Origin of the sequence: Pirellula sp. SH-Sr6A (assembly GCF_001610875.1) — a bacterium.
Lineage (GTDB): Bacteria > Planctomycetota > Planctomycetia > Pirellulales > Pirellulaceae > JBKCUI01.
In genome coordinates, this window is sequence record NZ_CP011272.1 from 2,276,801 (window position 1) to 2,294,686 (window position 17,886).

Genomic DNA, 17,886 nt, shown 5'->3' on the forward strand with positions numbered 1-17,886 from the left:
CTGTCGCGACGCACCCAGGGCGTGCAAGGGCGTCGGGTGCACCTAGGACAACATCCAAGCGGTTGGGGATTAGTTCTTGGACTTGGACTGCAGCTTGAGCCATGGCTCGGCTGCTCGGGTCCAGTCGGTAACCGGGACATCGTCGACATGCCGGATGCCATAACCGTGCCCACCTCGGTCAAAGAGATGAAGCTCACATGGTTTATTCACCTGCTTGAGCGCTTTGGCCAACGCAATGCTGCTGATCGGGGTGACGGGATCGTCCCAGGTATGGACCATGAAGAAGGCCGGAAGATCGGCGGCATTCGGATGTTTGCGAGGATCGAGTTCCGGCTTCAACTCGTCATTTTCAACAAGATAAGCAGGGTAGATGAGCATCGAAAAATCGGGCTTGCAGGATAGGTTGTCGATCTCATCCTGTTTCGCATAGTGTTCTTGATGGAATTGAAGCGAGACGCGTGCCGCGACTTCCCCACCTGCGGAAAAGCCCATGACACCTAGTCGTTTTGGATCGATGCCCCATTCGTTTGCTTTCGAACGCGCCACGCGGAGAGCTCGCTGCGCATCCTGCAATGCTGGAAGGCATTTGAAGTCGGCATTGGTGGATGGAACCCGATACTTGAGAACGATCGCATGGATTTGCAGAGAGTTCAGCCATTGGGCCAATTCGGTTCCCTCCAAGTCGTATGCGAGCAAACGGTGCGCACCCCCGGGGCATATCACGACGGCCGGAGCGTTCGAGTTGGAGTTCGCTCGGTAGAGTACGAGCTCCGGGGAGGAAATGTCGGTGGTCAGGTATATTGGATTTCCAGCGACCATTTTCTTTCCCCCTTCCGTGAACTCCTTCTCTTGAAGTTCGTCGCTCACGCCTGGCGCTTTCCCTGGCCAGACTTTAACGACCGTAGGTTCAGCGGCAGGGAGCGGAGACGACTGGAACGACGCGGTGATCGCGAGGAGTCCGGTTAGAAAAAAGAAAGTGGTCCGACGTTTCATCGTTCAATTGTCCTGATAATCGAGAGGGAATTCCTCATTGGCTTCAAGGATATTTCTCGCCAAGAGGATTGGCAATCAAGGTACGAGCGACGATTATACAGCTTTCCCACCGACACCTCCCTATCCACAGCAAGTCATGAAAGCGCACCTCCGAACCCTACCTTTGGGCACTCTAGCCCTTCTCGCCGCCTCATCCAGCGTCGGACCCTCTCACGCATGGGCTCAAGAAAAGCCCCAGAATCCCCCCAAATCGGTTTCCCCTAAAGAAGAGACCACCAAGACCAACGAGACAAAGGCCTCGGACAAGACTAAAGAGGAGCCGGAGATTGTTCCCCCTGCAGGTGAGTTGGATCGCATCGGTCAACTGCAGGAAACCGCTATGCTTACCAAGACAGCAACGTGGGGCCATTGGGGAAATCGTCCTAAAAGCTACACCGCTTGGACGAGCCACTCGAATCGATTGATTCCTGTTTACGTCTACGGCGGTTCCTTTGATTCGTACATGAACGAAGGGAGCCTTTATCGGGACGAAGAAAAGATCAAGGTGTTGTATGGGCGTCTTCCACCCAACACCCTCAATCCAGAGGCATCCTACGCGGACCAGACCGATATCTACCGCTTGCAACGCAAGAGTGTGGAAGAGCTAGGAAAGAAATACGTATTCCTCGTTGTCTTCGATGGAATGGACTGGCAATCGACACAGGCGGCTGCGATCTACAAGAGCGGAAAAATTTACACCGAAGGAAAAGGAAGCGGACTGCTCTTTCAGGATTACACCGGTGCACCCAGTAGTTACGGTTATGTCGTCACGGCTCCTTATGCTGATGAAGTCGAAACCGATGTCGATGCGCAGCTCAATCTCAAACCTCTCACCAAGTTCGGAGGTTACGATTCCCGATTAGGTGGGACCGCTCCATGGGTTCCCGAAACGGATATCGATTACCCCATCGGCCGATCCAAGATCACTCCGCACGCCTACACCGACTCCTCCTCGTCCGCGACCTCTCTCACCGCCGGGGTGAAGGCCGTCAATGGAGCCGTCAATCTGGACGGAGAGATGAAAGAGGCCGAAACGATCGCGCGTTGGGCGCAGCGCACGAAAGGATTTGCGGTGGGTGCCGTCAGCAGCGTTCCCATCTGCCACGCCACTCCAGCAGCTGCCTACGCCGCGAATGTGAGCCGGGACGATTACCAAGACCTCAGCCGTGATTTGCTTGGTTTGCCGAGTGTCTCTCGCAAAGAAGCCCCCCATCCAGGTCTCGATGTTTTGATTGGATGCGGATACGGCGAGACCGCCGCCAACGGAGCTGGCCAAGGTGCGAACTTCGTTCCCGGCAATCGCTATTTGGCGGAATCGGATCGTGAACGGGTCGATATCGCTCACGGGGGCTCGTATGTCGTCTCCCAGCGCACGCCCGGCCGAAAGGGTGCGGAGGTGTTGTTCGAAGGGGCGGCCAAGGCTCGCGAAGGGGGCCATCGTTTTCTCGGGTTCTTCGGTGCGAAGAACGGACATCTCCCGTTCCGAACTGCCAACGGAGACTTTATTACGGCGCTCGATGCCAAACAAACTCGCGAACTCTACAAGCCAGAGGATATCGAGGAGAACCCATCTCTCGCTCAGATGACCGAAGCCGCGATCTCCGTTTTGGAAAAGGATCCGGAGGGCTTTTGGTTGATGGTGGAATCGGGGGATGTCGATTGGGCCAATCATGCTAACAACATCGACAGCTCCATCGGATCGGTCCTTCAAGGGGAAGAGGCGATTGGAAAGATCTTTCAATGGATCGAATCCAAAAACCTTTGGAAGGACTCCCTCGTCGTCATCACCGCAGACCATGGACACTTTTTTCACTTGACCGACCCCAGCGTCCTCGTTGAGAAACCCTAACCGATGTCCACGCGATGCCGACATGACTTGAACGGATCGATCACGCAGCTTCAGAGCACCCTCAGCCGTTGGCGCGAAGCCAAGGCGGTGGTATTGGAGTCGTGGTCGGACCAAACAGCTGCCAAGTTTCTAGAAGAGAGCTTGGGGGGGACCGAAGAAGTCCTCACGAGAATGCATGCTCAATTGCTGGAAGCGGCGGAGCTTGTTCGATCGCTTGAAAAGCGAGTTCAAGACACGGATGAATCGGCATCGTGGTAAGTATCTTTGAGTTATTCAAAATCGGAATTGGCCCCTCCAGTTCGCACACCGTCGGGCCAATGGTGGGAGCGTGCCGGTTCGCGAATCGGGCATTGGAGTTTCTTAGCTCCCAGCCGCTTTGGACCGACGCATCGCTTCGTATTGAAGTAGAGCTGTTTGGTTCGCTCGCATTAACCGGACTAGGACATGCAACGGACGTCGCCATCCTAGCCGGTCTCTCCGGCCATCTCCCTGCCACCAGTGAACCGGAAGCGATCGCGAAGAGGGTTTCCGAGATCCGCACAACTCAAACCTTGAAGTTGGGAGGAAAGCGAACTCTCCCATTCCTGGAGTCGAGAGATCTCCTTTGGAGGCGAAACGATTTTCTGCCAGAGCATCCCAACGGATTTCGCATCAAGCTCTTCGTTACGAACGGACAGACCAAGGACATCGAGCCCGGACATTGCAGCGAGGAAGCTCTTTTCTCCGATGAATACTTTTCAACCGGAGGAGGCTTCGTCTACAGTCGCGACTAATTGAGTCACCTTCGAACTATCCAGGCAGCCGAAACCGCTTCCAGCCATTCACAACAATCCGATGCACCCTTCCCGTTTCGCTCGGCGAAGGAACTGATGGTGATGTGCCGCTCAGCCGGGAAAAGGATCGACGAGATCGTGGATGCGAACGAGCTGGTGCACCGAAGCGAGAAAAAAATCGCCGAGGAGCTGGGGGCCATCTGGACTGTGATGCGACGCTGTATCGATCGCGGATGCCAAACGAGTGGATTGCTTCCTGGGCCACTGGGTATCTCGAGAAGGGCGCCTCGCATCTTTCAGCAGCTCACTCATCGATTCAACGAGAATCTCGGTTGCCCGAGCGAACTAGAGAATCATCCTGAACGCGATTCGCTATTGACCGACCCGTTGGAGCAATTGGATTGGGTCAGCCTATTTGCCTTGGCAGTCAATGAAGAAAACGCTGCGGGTGGTAAAGTCGTTACCGCTCCGACAAATGGCGCAGCAGGCATCATCCCGGCCGTGCTCGCATACTATTGGTATTTCTATCCCAACTCGTCGATCGAGGGGATGCACAAGTTCTTCAAGACGGCAGGGGCGGTCGGGCTTCTCTACAAACGAAACGCTTCGCTTTCAGCCGCCGAAATGGGGTGCCAGGGAGAGGTCGGAGTGGCATGCAGCATGGCGGCAGCGGGATTGGCTGCGGTGATGGGCGGGACCATCGAACAGATTGAGAATGCAGCAGAGATCGGAATGGAACATAACCTCGGCCTCACATGCGACCCGATCGGCGGACTTGTTCAGATTCCGTGTATCGAGCGAAATACGATGGGTGCCGCTAAGGCGATCAACGCCGCGCGACTTGCGGTTCTCTACGGCGATGGAAAACACTTCGTATCGCTCGACCGAGTCATCGAAACCATGCGACAAACCGGAGTCGACATGCAGCTCAAGTACAAAGAGACCTCCCTAGGTGGTCTCGCCGTGAATGTGGTGGACTGTTAGCTTGATAACTCTTCTAACATTCCTGTGCACCGAAGTCATCACCCGGGATCTCGTGGCTCGATAGACCGGCTAAGTGAAGAAAATTCGCGAGGAGTCGGTAGCCAAAGTGGGTGAGAATCGACTCGGGGTGAAACTGCACGCCATAAATGGGATAGTCGCGATGCTCCAAGGCCATGATTTCATCTTCGTCGCTCCAAGCGGAGATTTGGAGGGCGGGTGGGAGCGATGGACGGTCCACCACCAGGGAGTGGTAGCGAGCTACTTCGTATGGAGAGGGGATACCATCGAACAGCGGAGAAGGTCCATGGTGAATACGAGATGCTTTTCCATGGACAGGGGAGAGTGCTCGGACGACTGTTCCCCCGAAAGCTTGTCCGATCGCCTGATGACCTAAACAGACCCCCAGAATTGGGATGGTCGGCCCTAGGCGACGGATGACTTCGAGAGAACACCCCGCTTCATTCGGCGTCTTGGGACCTGGTGAAACCACGATAGCGCCGGGAGAAAGCTTCGCAATCGCGTCCACATAGATCGCATCGCTTCGAACAACCAGCGTGGGGTGACCGAGACGCTGGAGGTACCGGTCCAGGTTGTAGACGAAACTATCGTAATTGTCTAAGAGCAGAATCATGGGGTGGAGGAAAGAGCCTTCTCTCCGGCTTCCAACGTTTGGATGATCCGATCGACATCGTAGACACAGCCCCCCCAAGTGCCACCGCTGACTTTTTGGAGCGCTGCCCAAAGCCGGCTATCATCCGGCAATCGCGGATCGGGAGCCAGTCCTGGGTGAATTGTTCGGGAAGCCAATATCTCGGCCCCACGTGCGGGATCAAACGTTTGGCCATCACAACCGATGAAATGGATCGTCGCATGAAGGGATTCGCGATCGATGACAATTTCGAGGATATCCCCATCGCGAAGCTTGCCGATCGGTCCACCTGCGAGGGCCTCGGGCCCCGCGTGCCCAATGCATGCACCGGTGCTGACCCCCGAAAATCGAGCGTCGGTGATCACGGCGACATGCTTGCCATACTCCAAGTGTTTCAGCGCGCTGGTGAGCTGATAGGTCTCTTCCATCCCGGTTCCCATAGGACCGCATCCGATCAGAACCGCGATATCCCCTTTTTGAAGCGGTTGGGGATGTTTTCCTTTGGCGGCTGCGACCGCTTCTTTCTCGCTTGTGAATACACGAGCAGGACCTGTTTTGCGATAGATACCATCGGCATCGATGACGGTGGGATCGATGGCCGTCGATTTGATCACCGAGCCCTCCGGACAAATATTGCCGGTCGGAAAGCAGATGGTACTCGTAAGACCCATTTGCAGAGCGCGGGACGGCGGAATGATTACCTCGTCTGGATCGACCCCATCGCGGGCTCGGAGCGCCTCGCGGGCAGCTCGTCGTCGATCCGATTTTTCCCATGCGTCCAAGATCTCGTGCCACGTGTGTCCGGTAACAGTCTTCGCATCGCATCGCGCAATACCGAGTTCGCGTAGGTGCCACATGATCTCCGGAACCCCCCCTGCCATGAACAGCCGGACTGTGGGATGGTACTTGGGACCGTTTGGCAGGACATCCACAAACCGCTTGACCCGCTTGTTGGCTTCGGTCCACATCGCCAGACTCGGACGTTCCAATCCTGCAGCGAAGGCGATGGCGGGAACATGAAGAAGCAGGTTGGTGGAACCACCGCATGCGGCGTGCACGGCAATCGCATTCCAAAAGGAATCTTCGGTGAGGACATCTCGGAGCGAAGTCTTTTTCGCCACTTGGTCCCACAAAGCCGAAGCGGAGTTGCGAGCGATATCGAGCCAGATCGGTTGTCCGCTCGGAGCGAGGGCCGCATGGGGAATTGTCATCCCGAGGGCTTCCGCGATCACTTGGCTCGTTGCGGCGGTTCCCAAGAATTGGCACCCCCCGCCCGGGGATCCGCAGGCGCGGCATCCTGCGGTTGCGGCGTCTTCGAGCGTCATGACGCCATGCGAGAATCTTGCCCCAATCGTTTGGACCTTGCCGAGATCTTCCGCTTCTCGAGCCGGGAGGGTTACGCCCCCTGGGACGACGACGCTCGGGAGATTGGCAGCTCCAGCGAGGGCGAGCATCATGGCGGGCAAACCTTTATCGCAAGTCGCGACCCCAAGAACTCCTTTGCGTGTCGGAAGGGAGCGGATCAAGCGACGAAAGACGATTGCCGCATCGTTGCGATAGGGAAGTGAGTCGAACATGCCTACGGTTCCCTGCGAACGACCATCGCATGGATCGCTCACAAAGCCCGCGAACGGAACCCCGCCGTGGCTGCTGAGCCATTCCGCAGCCGCGCGCATGAGCAATCCCACTTCCCAGTGCCCCGTATGGTATCCCAGTGCGATCGGCTTTCCATCCTCGCCGCGAATTCCGCCTTGCGTGCTCAGCAGGAGAAATTGAGGCCCTAGCATTTTCTGAGGATCCCACCCCATCCCGGCGTTTTGGGTCCAGCCGAACAAGTCACCGCTGGCCCAATCGGTCAGCATTTCCGCGGTCAGGGGTAGCGCCCCTCGAGGCCCTTCCCCTTCCGTCGCGGTTTCCGAGATGTTCGGCGTGTTCAACCATTGTTCCAGCGAGTAGGTAGCATTCATCGTGTTGGTTTGCTAATAGGTCCATAAAACGAGCGAAGGCAACTCGAGACCGAGTTGCCTTCGCTGAGGATGGCTTTAGATTGTAATCGCGACTGTGGCTGCGAGAACCGCAGCCACGAGAACCGATTGTGGAACTTATCGGTTGAGGGCGACGCCGAAGGTGAATCCCGGCATGATCAAGTGTTGATCGTTCAAGTCTTGATTTCCACCACTGGTGACTGTTGCACCCCGCCAAATGCCTCGTCCGTAGTAGAGCATCTGGAATCCAGCTCGAACGTCGAGATACTTGGTCGCTTTGTAGGCACCTTCTACCCTGAGGTCGAATCCAAGAGTTGATTCTTGGTTGCTGCGACCCGAGTAGGTGGTTCCGGTACGGTCGTTCTGCTGGACAGGATCATCTCCCGCAGCGATGTCGGTGGTGAAGTACGAGGTGATCGACTCGTTGATCGTTCCTTGGCTCTGGAACACATGCCCCGCGAAGACCTTGGCGTCGTTCGAGAACGTCCACCGCCGAACCTGCTTGGTGTATCGGAACCCGATTTGACCGAGAACCATATGGTTGTTCGTCGTCACGTACTCTCGAAGGAGCGTTTCCGCGGCGAGATCCGTACCGAATTCATTTGGCGGGAGCGGAAAGTCCACGTCGTACGTATCGTTCCGTGCGCTGTCTCGGAAGTGAGCGTAGCGGATACCGATCATCGGTTCGAGGATCCCACCGTACCGGTAGGGTTCGAGCCGCCATACTTTGTTGGCTTCAAAGCTCGCGTAGTTACCGACGTTGAGGCTGTCGGCGATCTCGTAAATGCGGTCCTCGAAGTCGGCATCGGTCTCATCGATGAACGCGTTAACGCGGTTCTGTTCATAGATGTTGTACGCGTTCGGACCCGTGATGTTCATGATGGAGAACATCCAGCCCTTATCGTCTTCCTTCATCCAGCCGAAATCGAATCGATTCCCCCAGGTGAAGTCCATTTCATTGGACGCAGCTTCGGTATCCGATCGGCTTACTCCGGTATGGACGCGATCGTAGGTTGCGTAGAACCCTTTATTCGCTCGCTGCCGGGCGGACAGGTCCTCCATATCCTGGAGTTGTACCGGAGCAAAGAACTGCCAATCCGGGTCAAAGTTCATCGGCACAGCAGAGGGATGGTATCCATTCTGTGAGAAAGCAACTGGACCCGCGACAGCCATCGCTGCCATCACAAACATTCGTATCGTACGCTGTAACACGGACATAATGACGCTTCCACCGTTCCCATAGGCTTAGCACGATGCGTTCGGGGTTTCCGAACGAACGCAGAAAATTGGGTTATGCTGCTAGTATCGGAACTGCCGGTCCGTGAAGTTGAATCGGTTTAGGTAAACCCTACCGAAAAATCGGCTGATTCCTTTGCTAGCACGTGGAGCGAATGCGCCGGCAGCCTATGTTCCCAGGGCTTGAATCATCAACTGCTGGAGCTCGAGGGAGGCTACAGCCAGGTACTCCCCACGCCAGATCGTTGTCTGGTCACCGCAAAGGTTCGACAATACCGCCCCGGCTTCCTCCACGATCAATGCCCCGGCCGCGACATCCCAAGGTTTGAGACGATTGGCCCAATAAGCATCCAGGCGGCCAGCGGCAACGTAACAAAGGTTCAAGGCCGCAGACCCAAGCCGCCGTATGCTTTGACTTTGCTCGAGCACATTCAGAAACTGCTCGACCTCGGGGGAATCCCGGTGAACCTCCGGGGGAAAGCTGACAGCAACCATCGCGTCCTCCATCCGGTGGCACCCGGAGGCGCGGATCGCAGCACCATTGAGGTCCGCTCCCTCCCCTCGGACTGCGCTAAAAAGCTCTCGCGAGATTGGGTCGTAAACCACTCCAATCCACACCGTATCGCCGCGTACCAAAGCGATCGACACCGCGAAGTTGGGCAAGCGATGGACGTAATTGGCGGTTCCATCCAGCGGGTCCACCACCCAAGTCCACGGGCCTTCTTCGCGGGTGGATGGTTCGTCCGCAAGCCCATGGGCTCCTAGCTCCAGCCCGCTCTCCTCCCCGATGAAGACGTGATCGGGGAATGCGGTCAGCAGGACCGACTCGATTTCCTTTTGGGCTGCGATGTCTGCGTCGGTGACCAAATCCTTCGGTCCTTTTTCGCGCACCGATGCGGTAAGCAACATCTCGTCCAAAATACGCCCGGCTCGAACCGCTGCATCCTTGGCGACAACCAAGGCATTCGATAAAGAGAATTCCATCGGTAAACTTGGGAGGGGTTAGTCGTTTCGTTTCTTGTTTCTAGATGCCTTGCGGGGTATCGTATCGGATCTTTGAGAAATCTGAAAACGACGGATGGGAAACGGAGCAAATCGCCGATGAGCTGGATCCTTCATGATCAAGAGGGCCAATGGGAAACCGGGGATTGGACAGTGCGAGTTGCGCTGCAGTCGAGCCCTGAGATTCGGTTCTTCCACCATGGCGCATACCTCTGGGGTGTCTCGATTTGCCCCACCGATCCTTCTATTTCCTCCAACGTCCCGACCGCTCCATCTACCGGGTCGGATTTGCGACCCTCCGATTTCCCGGCCTCTGATTTTTATGTGCGAGGAGAGGATTTGGTCGCTGCCTACGCGGAACGTGCCCCGCTCCCTTTCGCTTACCAAGTCTACTTTTGTGCGCTTCCGAGCGATCCCAAACGCGTCTGTCTCGAAATGTGGCTAAGTGTTCAGACATCGACGTTGGAGGCTCACCCGACCCTTCTCCTGAATCTCGGAAACGGTGCTGGAACGGATCTATCACCCGGGTTTACAGAGACACCTGGGGTCGTAGCGCTGCGAAACGGAACCGCGGGGCTCATTGTGCACCCACTGGATCAAAAGGACGTGACGATCGATCTCGCCCCCCCGGCGATCGCGCCGTTCAAAGCGTTTGGTGGTTTTATGGAAAAGGGTGTGATTCGACGCATGCGCCTTCAACTCGTAACGAGCAATGAGGTGATTGCCCCCGGAGACTGGGACAGGATCGTCTCGGAGTTTGCGGCGAGCCCCCTTCCATTGACCGCATAGCGACTCGTTTCTTGCCCGGGTTCGGATATCATGCCGGGGTTTGAATATCGTACTTATAGGTATGTTCCCGTTGGATGAACTGGTACGGGGGAGGTTGCTGAAGGATGCAAATGGTCTCTTCCATACGAATTTTCTATTTCTAATTGATGGAGTTTGAGTTTTGGCCAAGACGACTGCTGCAACCGCTGCGAAAACCTCTTCGAAGAAGAGCACGACGACAAAAAAAGGGACCGCGACCAAAGTAAAGACGGAGACGATTCGGTCTTGGTACGACTATCCAGAACTGTATGAGTTGGGGTTTCTCGAAGAGACCCCCACCGAGTCCCTCTTCTTAATGAATGTCTTCAACAAGTATGTCCCCTTCCCAGTCGAGCGGGTCTTGGAAACAGGCTGTGGGTCGGGAAGGCTGATCTGCGACATGGCAAAACGAGGGTTTGCGATGACCGGGCTGGATCTCAACCCCACATCGCTCGACTATTGCCAAGCGAAACTTAACAAAGACGGATGCAGAGCCGAACTAGTGGTAGGGGATATGACCCAATTCCACTTCGACAAACCCTTTGACGCCGTCGTCAACGCGATCAACACCTTTCGACATTTGGAAACCGAGGAGGCCGCTCTCGCTCATTTGAACTGCGTCGCCGATCACTTGAAGCCCGGCGGGGTTTTCGTGTTGTCCTTGCATCTGCTTCCCCGCGGAGGCGATTTATGGGGGACCGAACGATGGACCGCGAAGACCGATGACATGTCGATCTACTATGCGTTGACCGTCGTGGAAACGAGCATGAAGACACGGCTTGAGAAGCTTCGCATTTCGATGCTCGTGAAGAAGAAAGAGGAATCGTTCCGTTTGGCGGATCACATCACATTGCGGATCTATACGGTCGATCAACTCAAGAGCTTGTTGGCCAAATGCCCCAAGCTCAAAATCGCAGGCGTGCACGACTTTTGGTACGACATCGATTCGACGCAGAAATTGAATTCCAACGCGTGCGACACTATCCTCGTATTGCAACGCGTCTAGCGATCCTTGTCGAGAATAGTTGCAAAGAGTTGAACCGAGTACTAACGCATCGATTCTCTAGGATCGCGCGATGAAACGAAAAGAGCTTGGTGATGGTCCAAGCTCTTTCGATCGTTCAGGTTCGTACCGAGCGGTCTTAACGGGACAACGGATTCCACGACCGTGTCTTGAGCCACTTGGATTGGGATGGGCGGCTCTTCGTGGAGGTCGTCGACTTGCCCTCAAAGAAACCCTTTTCCGGTTGGAATTTCCGTGAAATGGGATCTCGAACTTTCGCATCCGCTGGTGCAACGATCGACAACATCCCTGTTGCAACAACCGCTGCGACGATGTAACGGATCGTCTTCATATAGTAACTCCTCTTGTTTCGCATTTTCCATTCTTAGCGAAGCAACTTACATTCGCTTTACACTTGCGATCTAAAGCAACTGAGGTACCAATCGAACGCAATCAGGCAGATTGCGATGACGAAGCGGGCCACCGATCGACCCGCAATTCCAAGAGCAAGGTGCAGAGATAGGGATTTCTCCACGCGATTCCAGTCAGAATCGAATGCAACAGAGAGGGACGCATCCCGATTATTTTTATCACTCGGATTCGAGCGCTATCGCAATCCACATCGCGGCGCCGGAGAACGATGGACATCCGAATTCCCAGTGTCAACTACCGTTACCGTCTTCCGTGACACGGCTCGCTCGGACATCAATTTCGCTTCAACGATATGGCCTCAGGTGCACGTAAGGGTACAATGAGGAGTCCTTCCTCCCCCACTAAGCTTTCCCCTGCCATGAACGCCTACTCGTATTCCTCGTTGTCAAAGCAAGCACAGCGAGAGATCTTTCGATTTGTAGCGGACTGCACCTACGACTGGGAGTCTTGGCTCGATCTCGATGGGAAACTGATTTGGGTTAATCCCGCGGTAGAACGACTTACAAGCTTCAGCATGACTGAGTGTCTGGGCATGCAGGAGTATCCGTTGGAGATTGTTGCAGAACCAGATCGCCCCACCATGCAATCGATCCTGGCATCCGCGATTCAAGGAGGATCAGGAAACGATCGCGAATTTCGGATCGTAAAGAAAGATAAAAGTTGGCACTGGTTCGCCGTATCCTGGCAACCGCTTGTGGTCGCCAATGGAGGTCGAATAGGGATCCGAATGAGCATGCGAGACATCTGCGATCGCAAGGCGCTCGAAGAGGAAAAGACGAAATACAACATCCACTTGGAAGAGTTAGCGCAGGCGAGAGCTTCCCAGATTGTAGAACTCCGCAACAAGCAGATTCAAAACGAGAAGTTAGCGGCCTTAGGGGTAATCGCTGCGAAGGTGGCTCATGAGATCAATAATCCGATGGCCGGGATTAAGAACGCCATACGACTGATCCAGGATGAAAACCAGCTTTCTGTGGATGCTCTCGAAATGTTTCGTCTCGTCGACAACGAAATCGAACGAATCATCCGAATTCTCAGGCAGCTCTATCAGCTTTATAGGCCCAATCTCTCCCCTCCCGACGCGTTCGATTTATTGAAGACGATGGACGATGTCATCGTCATGATTGAAACACAGTTTGGCGCGACGAAACCGGAATTCCAGCGCGTCCATTGGCCCGAAGCGTGTTGGATCGTCGGTTTCGAACAGGAGCTCAAACAGATCCTATACAATGTAATCCTCAACGCTGTGCAAGCCTCCGTGGAAGGGGGGTTGATCGAAGTCGAACTGGATAGCCACGAACAAGAGAGACTCAGGATTCGTGTGCGCGATCATGGCCATGGAATTCCGGCCGATATGCTCCCTCGATTGTTTGAACCTTTCTTCACCACCAAACAGGGAAGAGAGAAGGAGGGGACAGGGTTGGGGTTAGCGATTTCGCAGAGCCTGGCGACGGCCATGGGCGGTTTTATTGAAGCTCAGAGTACCGACGGAGGGGGAGCCACCTTCGTCATCGAACTCCCCGTCGTAAGCGCATCGGCAAGAATCGAATCGAAGTCAGCAGGTATCTAGGTCAAAGGAAAAGGTCTGTCGCAATGAATCCACTTCCATCCATTCTATTAGCAGACGACGAGCCGCTGTTCGGTGAAACAACCTCGCGCTATCTACGAAACCACGGTTACCAAGTGAACTACGTCATGGATGGCCACGCGGCGTTGAAGGCGCTGGAGACGCAAGAGTTTCAGGCCATCATTGCGGACTTGGATATGCCAGGCAATCGCGATTTGGAGTTGCTGCAGGCTTGCCGCAAGCGATTTGCTCACACTCCATTCGTAGTCGTTACAGGTAGGCCCACGTTGCCGAGTGCGATCGAGGGCATTCGACTGGGAATCCACGATTATTTCCTAAAACCATTTGAGCTTGCTGATTTGCTTCACTCGATTCATCGTGCGTTGCCCAACGGCGTTGCCAAACAGGAATTCCGAAGCGGCGCTTACCGCGAGATCTTGGGCGAAAGCGCTGCCATGCAAGATCTGAAAGCATGGCTCGACCGCGTCTCCCATTCCAATGCAACAGTCCTTGTTCGAGGCGAAAGCGGGACAGGCAAAGAGTTGATCGCGAGAGAGATCCATCAAGCGAGTTTGCGATCGAACCAGCCTTATATCACAATCGACTGCGCCTCGATTCCAGAAAGTCTGATCGAGTCGACATTGTTCGGACATGTGAAAGGATCCTTCACTGGCGCGACCGCGGACAAAATGGGATTGATCGCACAGGCCGATCGAGGGACGGTGTTCTTGGATGAGATCGGCGAACTTCCGCTGCCCATGCAGGCGAAGCTTCTGCGAGTCCTGCAGTTTGGTACTTTCATTCCCGTTGGGGGAACCGAAGAGGTGCGCGTCGATGCCCGCGTCATCGCGGCAACCAACCGCGACTTATCTGCGGAAGTCTCCAGAGGGAAGTTCCGACTCGACCTGTATTACCGTCTTTCCGTCTTGGAGGTTGTGCCTCCGCCGTTGCGAGACCGCATCGACGATATGGAGATGCTCGCTCAACATTTCTTGGATCGCATTGCCCAGCGCGACCGCAAACCCAAGTGGACGCTTCATCCGACCGCCATCGAAGCGTTGCGAAACTACAGTTGGCCCGGCAATGTTCGCGAGCTCCAAAATACGATCGAGCGTTGCGGTTGCTTGGCGAAAGGCCAGACAATTTATTCGACCGATATTGCAGCCTCGCTTTCTAAGCAAGTCACATCGAGCGCCCCGGTCATGCAGGGATCGATGGACACCGCACCCAAACGGCAACGCGAATTACCCAGCTGGCACGGTCAACACGCGCAAAGCGAAAAACTCTATCTCGAGGGCTTGCTCGCCCAATACCAAGGAAACGTGTCGCAGGCCGCCAAGGCAGCGGGCATTACCCGCCAAGGCCTTCACAAAGCGATCGTCCGCCTGGGGTTGGATATTCATTCCTTTCGAACGAAGGGCCGTTCGACAGAAGCCCAAACATCTTAAAGTTGGAACTGATGAAACGAACACACCTCGCTGAACGCGAGGTGTGTCGTTGGATGTTGTCGTTCAGGAGAACGATTTTCAACACGTTGGATTAGAACGTGAAGACCATGTCACCGCCAAAGGCAGCTTGGCTGGAATCTGCATTCTCATTGAAGCCGTAGTTAGCTTTATCCCATACCCAGCGGACTTCAGGTCGGAACATGAGGTTCGCGTTATGGCGATAGTTCACACCGACCGTGTAGTTGTACAGATCGTTGTTCGAGTTGCCAGCGAATCGGTTGCTGCCTGCACTGAAGCCTTCACCACCGTAGTTGAACCACTCAAAGCGTTGTCCCAAGGAGACGCAATCGTTGAGTTGGTAAATCAAGTAGTGAATGTTACCGAATGTGTTTCGGTGAGCAGCACCCGATACGTTTCGCGTGAACAGTACGTCGGTTTGATTGATGTACGTCAGCTTTTCGGTCAAGCCAGCTGTCAGAACCAAGCTGTGCACTCCGCCTCGCTCACGAGGATCGGTGCGATCGCCGAAACGTCCGAGAGCGGAAGAGTACACAACCGTCAAATCGTCGCTGAGAACTCGTTTGAAACCGCTCAGGTACGCATCACCGTTGTCGTCGAATCCACTGTCCCAACCCATGACGTATCCGCCATACAGTTGCGTGTCGTCGTCGACATTGTAAGTTCCCAAAGCACCGGTGTGGGTGAAGGGTTCTGCGTTGTAGAACGTGAACTGACGGCTGTAGAAGAAGTTACCGGTCGCACCGACAACTTCGTTCCCGACGATCGTGAAGAAACGACCGATCTTCATGCTCAAGTCACCCGACGCGACTTCGCCGTAGACTTGTGGCAGTGCGTGCCCATAAGCACCACCGTTGTCCCACGAGTCGTCGAAGCGGCCTGGGGTTCCGAACGCTTGGGTGTCGGGAGCATCGGTACCGTAAACGTAGTCGATACGTCCACCGAATCCGAGGCCTTCACTTCCGTCGGCAACCTTCTCAGCGAAGAACCATTGCTGGCCCAACTGAACTCGGCTGTCGTAGGTGTTGAAGCTGAATGGGTTTTGATGGGAATGATACCCAACGCTGGTCCACCCGCCCACATTCAATCCAGCGATCCCGCATGGGAACAATTTCCATGGCTCGCCGATGCAGCAATCTCCGAGGAGACCGCCACCAAAACAACTTCCGCACGACGAGTTATCGCAACCACCCAAGCCGTCGCAGCTGGATTTGCCGTCGCAAATCGCAGCCACATCGCATGCTGGCGAGTTATCGCAGCAAGCGGACGAGGCGATCGGTGCTGGTGCACTGGACTTTCCAGCATCGCTAGCAGAGGTAATCGGAGCTGGAGCTTGTGTGGAAGCTCCATCTTCGTTGTAGCTGTAGTAAGAAGCTGGGTAATAGCGAGGAGCAGTTCGGTTGCTTTGACCGAAGGCCGTTCCCCCTAAGCAAGCGCCTGCAATCATTGCAGAGAGCGCTACTTTGCTTAATTTCATAGTTCTGGAACTCCTATCCTGAACGAACGGAACGCTATAGCGTTGGAAACGGCCGAACCTGTATGGCCAATCTCCTATAAAGCTCACGGTCGAACAGCAGGCTACAATCCCGGGAGAGCGGGTTGAGTTGGTTCTTCCGTGAACGGGTACTCGCCATCGTTATCGGACACAGTTCTTCATAGAATTCATGCGAAGAATAAGCTACTGTATGACTCTTACAACCGGAGGGTGGCAGTTTTGGTAAACTGTTCCGTTAAGATAGAATGTAATACCCCTCTCCCATGCCTCCCCTCCCCCGATCATCGCTTCTCCATCGCCTCCGAGCGATTTCGCTAACCCAATAGAATCAATGCAGGCATTCGATTACCAACTTCGGCCCCGCATTCTTTTCGGAGCCAATTGTATCGATCAACTCGGTGTGCTAGCAAAGGAGCTGGACAGCACGAGAGTCCTTTTGGTAAGCGACCCAGGGGTCGTGCAAGCAGGAATCTTTGACCGAGGTCGCGAGAGCTTACAAAATGCCCACCTGCAAGTGGTCGGTTTCCATTCCTTTACCGAGAATCCCTCTACTCGCCACGTAGATGACGGGGTTCAGGTGGCGAAGTCTTTTCGGCCGGATTTGATCGTAGGACTCGGCGGCGGTTCCAGCATGGACTGCGCGAAGGGGATTAATTTCATCTATTCCTGTGGCGGTCGAATCCACGATTATTGGGGGGTTGGAAAGGCAACCGGGCCTCTCCTGCCGATGATCGCCATTCCAACGACGGCCGGAACAGGCAGCGAAACGCAATCCTTCGCCCTCATCAGCGACTCAGAAACCCACGTCAAGATGGCTTGTGGCGACCCGCGTGCTGCGTGCCGCATCGCGATGCTCGACCCTGTCCTCACCTTAACACAACCCGCCCGCGTCACGGCTTTGACTGGGATCGATGCTTTGACCCACGCGCTCGAAACGTTCGTCTGCAATCGACGCAATCCCATGTCGGAGTGCTACTCACTGGAAGCCTGGCGCCGCTTGACTTCCGGGTTCTCTCGAGTCATTCACCATCCCATGGATCTGCAAGCTCGCGGGGATATGCTCTTAGGTGCCGCATTTGCCGGCATGGCGATCGAGGCCTCCATGTTGGGGGCAGCCCATGCCCTCGCCAATCCCCTCACCGCAAATCTGGGAACTCCCCACGGGCAAGCGGTCGGATTGATGATGCCCCATGTGATCCGCTTCAACAGCCCGGTCGTCGGAGATCGCTACGAAACATTGATGAAAAACGCAGCCCATCCAGGTTCAGCAGGTGTCCCCCCAGCCGAGCAGCTGGCAGGGCAAATGACCCACTGGCTGAGCGAGGCCGGTCTCGCTACCACTTTGCGACAACTGGAAGGCTGGCCGAGCGATGCCACCGAATCCGACTCGCTCCTGCGAACCCTGGCTTCAGGCGCCGTCAAACAATGGACCGCAGGCTTCAACCCCAGATCGGTTAGCGAAGCTGACATGCTGGACCTCTACCAACTCGCGTTGGCCTCGCCGCAGTCCTAGCGATCCCACCCGCAATTCTTCGCGGGCGTGGCGCCTGGGCGAGATGCCCCGGCAAATCGTCTACAATAGCCAGCTCGACGCGGATGGGCCGCA

15 protein-coding genes and 1 pseudogene are annotated in these 17,886 nt (G+C 55.3%); 9 read left to right on the forward strand and 7 right to left on the reverse strand.

Annotation, left to right across the window (positions count from 1 at the left end; translation table 11 throughout):
* Positions 1–69 precede the first annotated feature (69 nt).
* Positions 70–993 (reverse strand): alpha/beta hydrolase, encoded by a 924-nt coding sequence (locus tag VN12_RS08945; RefSeq protein WP_146676499.1) that lies wholly within the window; start codon positions 991–993, stop codon positions 70–72.
* A 37-nt stretch (positions 994–1,030) separates the two neighbouring features.
* On the opposite strand from VN12_RS08945, the gene VN12_RS08950 reads away from it, so the two are divergent.
* The 4 genes and pseudogenes from VN12_RS08950 to VN12_RS08960 all read left to right on the forward strand — a co-directional run.
* Positions 1,031–2,881 carry an alkaline phosphatase gene (locus VN12_RS08950; RefSeq protein WP_240491369.1) on the forward strand — a complete coding sequence of 617 codons (1,851 nt, stop codon included), beginning with the start codon at positions 1,031–1,033 and terminating at the stop codon, positions 2,879–2,881.
* Positions 2,882–2,884: 3 nt separating this feature from the next.
* A complete protein-coding gene (locus VN12_RS08955; protein WP_146676500.1) occupies positions 2,885–3,139 on the forward strand; it encodes a hypothetical protein in 255 nt (84 codons plus the stop codon).
* Complete coding sequence (locus VN12_RS26425; protein ID WP_240491370.1) at positions 3,133–3,654, forward strand: serine dehydratase beta chain; 522 nt, start codon at positions 3,133–3,135, stop codon at positions 3,652–3,654. The genes VN12_RS08955 and VN12_RS26425 overlap by 7 nt, the downstream gene beginning before the upstream one ends.
* Positions 3,655–3,714: 60 nt before the next feature.
* Positions 3,715–4,638 (forward strand): annotated as a pseudogene (locus VN12_RS08960) (L-serine ammonia-lyase); the annotation flags it as partial.
* 13 nt (positions 4,639–4,651) lie between these two features.
* Here VN12_RS08960 and VN12_RS08965 read toward each other — a convergent pair.
* The 4 genes from VN12_RS08965 to VN12_RS08980 form a co-directional block, all read right to left on the reverse strand.
* Entirely contained in the window at positions 4,652–5,269 is a 618-nt protein-coding gene (locus tag VN12_RS08965; RefSeq protein WP_146676501.1) for an anthranilate synthase component II, read from the reverse strand.
* On the reverse strand, positions 5,266–7,254 hold the full coding sequence (locus VN12_RS08970) for a YjhG/YagF family D-xylonate dehydratase (protein WP_146676502.1): 1,989 nt from the start codon (positions 7,252–7,254) through the stop codon (positions 5,266–5,268). Before VN12_RS08970 ends, VN12_RS08965 begins: the two co-directional genes overlap by 4 nt.
* Positions 7,255–7,389: 135 nt before the next feature.
* A complete protein-coding gene (locus VN12_RS08975; RefSeq protein WP_146676503.1) occupies positions 7,390–8,490 on the reverse strand; it encodes a BBP7 family outer membrane beta-barrel protein in 1,101 nt (366 codons plus the stop codon).
* A gap of 186 nt (positions 8,491–8,676) precedes the next feature.
* Positions 8,677–9,492 carry an inositol monophosphatase family protein gene (locus tag VN12_RS08980; protein WP_146676504.1) on the reverse strand — a complete coding sequence of 272 codons (816 nt, stop codon included), beginning with the start codon at positions 9,490–9,492 and terminating at the stop codon, positions 8,677–8,679.
* A 117-nt stretch (positions 9,493–9,609) separates the two neighbouring features.
* Here VN12_RS08980 and VN12_RS08985 point away from each other — a divergent pair, with 117 nt between their 5' ends.
* Positions 9,610–10,299 (forward strand): hypothetical protein, encoded by a 690-nt coding sequence (locus tag VN12_RS08985; RefSeq protein WP_146676505.1) that lies wholly within the window; start codon positions 9,610–9,612, stop codon positions 10,297–10,299.
* Positions 10,300–10,459: 160 nt separating this feature from the next.
* Entirely contained in the window at positions 10,460–11,323 is an 864-nt protein-coding gene (locus tag VN12_RS08990; RefSeq protein WP_146676506.1) for a class I SAM-dependent methyltransferase, read from the forward strand.
* A gap of 136 nt (positions 11,324–11,459) precedes the next feature.
* Here the strand turns inward: VN12_RS08990 and VN12_RS08995 are convergent, their stop codons facing one another.
* On the reverse strand, positions 11,460–11,672 hold the full coding sequence (locus VN12_RS08995; protein ID WP_146676507.1) for a hypothetical protein: 213 nt from the start codon (positions 11,670–11,672) through the stop codon (positions 11,460–11,462).
* A 438-nt stretch (positions 11,673–12,110) separates the two neighbouring features.
* Here VN12_RS08995 and VN12_RS09000 point away from each other — a divergent pair, with 438 nt between their 5' ends.
* Entirely contained in the window at positions 12,111–13,322 is a 1,212-nt protein-coding gene (locus VN12_RS09000) for a two-component system sensor histidine kinase NtrB (RefSeq protein ID WP_168164305.1), read from the forward strand.
* A gap of 23 nt (positions 13,323–13,345) precedes the next feature.
* The gene (locus VN12_RS09005) at positions 13,346–14,767 is read left to right on the forward strand and encodes a sigma-54-dependent transcriptional regulator (protein WP_146676509.1); all 1,422 of its coding nucleotides are present in this window, start codon (positions 13,346–13,348) and stop codon (positions 14,765–14,767) included.
* Between the two features lie 91 nt (positions 14,768–14,858).
* Here the strand turns inward: VN12_RS09005 and VN12_RS09010 are convergent, their stop codons facing one another.
* Positions 14,859–16,262, reverse strand: a complete 1,404-nt coding sequence (locus VN12_RS09010) for an outer membrane beta-barrel protein (protein ID WP_240491372.1) — start codon at positions 16,260–16,262, stop codon at positions 14,859–14,861.
* Positions 16,263–16,611: 349 nt separating this feature from the next.
* Here VN12_RS09010 and VN12_RS09015 point away from each other — a divergent pair, with 349 nt between their 5' ends.
* Positions 16,612–17,793, forward strand: a complete 1,182-nt coding sequence (locus VN12_RS09015) for an iron-containing alcohol dehydrogenase (RefSeq protein ID WP_146676510.1) — start codon at positions 16,612–16,614, stop codon at positions 17,791–17,793.
* The last annotated feature ends 93 nt before the right edge of the window (positions 17,794–17,886 follow it).

What these genes read in the sequence shown, in the direction of transcription:
- VN12_RS08945 (WP_146676499.1), bottom strand. Translation starts at nt 993, where the DNA reads ATGAAACGTCGGACCACTTTCTTTTTTCTAACCGGACTCCTCGCGATC.
- VN12_RS08965 (WP_146676501.1), bottom strand. Translation starts at nt 5,269, where the DNA reads ATGATTCTGCTCTTAGACAATTACGATAGTTTCGTCTACAACCTGGAC.
- VN12_RS08975 (WP_146676503.1), bottom strand. Translation starts at nt 8,490, where the DNA reads ATGTCCGTGTTACAGCGTACGATACGAATGTTTGTGATGGCAGCGATG.
- VN12_RS08970 (WP_146676502.1), bottom strand. Translation starts at nt 7,254, where the DNA reads ATGAATGCTACCTACTCGCTGGAACAATGGTTGAACACGCCGAACATC.
- VN12_RS09000 (WP_168164305.1), top strand. Translation starts at nt 12,111, where the DNA reads ATGAACGCCTACTCGTATTCCTCGTTGTCAAAGCAAGCACAGCGAGAG.
- VN12_RS08985 (WP_146676505.1), top strand. Translation starts at nt 9,610, where the DNA reads ATGAGCTGGATCCTTCATGATCAAGAGGGCCAATGGGAAACCGGGGAT.
- VN12_RS08980 (WP_146676504.1), bottom strand. Translation starts at nt 9,492, where the DNA reads ATGGAATTCTCTTTATCGAATGCCTTGGTTGTCGCCAAGGATGCAGCG.
- VN12_RS09005 (WP_146676509.1), top strand. Translation starts at nt 13,346, where the DNA reads ATGAATCCACTTCCATCCATTCTATTAGCAGACGACGAGCCGCTGTTC.
- VN12_RS08955 (WP_146676500.1), top strand. Translation starts at nt 2,885, where the DNA reads ATGTCCACGCGATGCCGACATGACTTGAACGGATCGATCACGCAGCTT.
- VN12_RS09010 (WP_240491372.1), bottom strand. Translation starts at nt 16,262, where the DNA reads ATGAAATTAAGCAAAGTAGCGCTCTCTGCAATGATTGCAGGCGCTTGC.
- VN12_RS09015 (WP_146676510.1), top strand. Translation starts at nt 16,612, where the DNA reads ATGCAGGCATTCGATTACCAACTTCGGCCCCGCATTCTTTTCGGAGCC.
- VN12_RS08995 (WP_146676507.1), bottom strand. Translation starts at nt 11,672, where the DNA reads ATGAAGACGATCCGTTACATCGTCGCAGCGGTTGTTGCAACAGGGATG.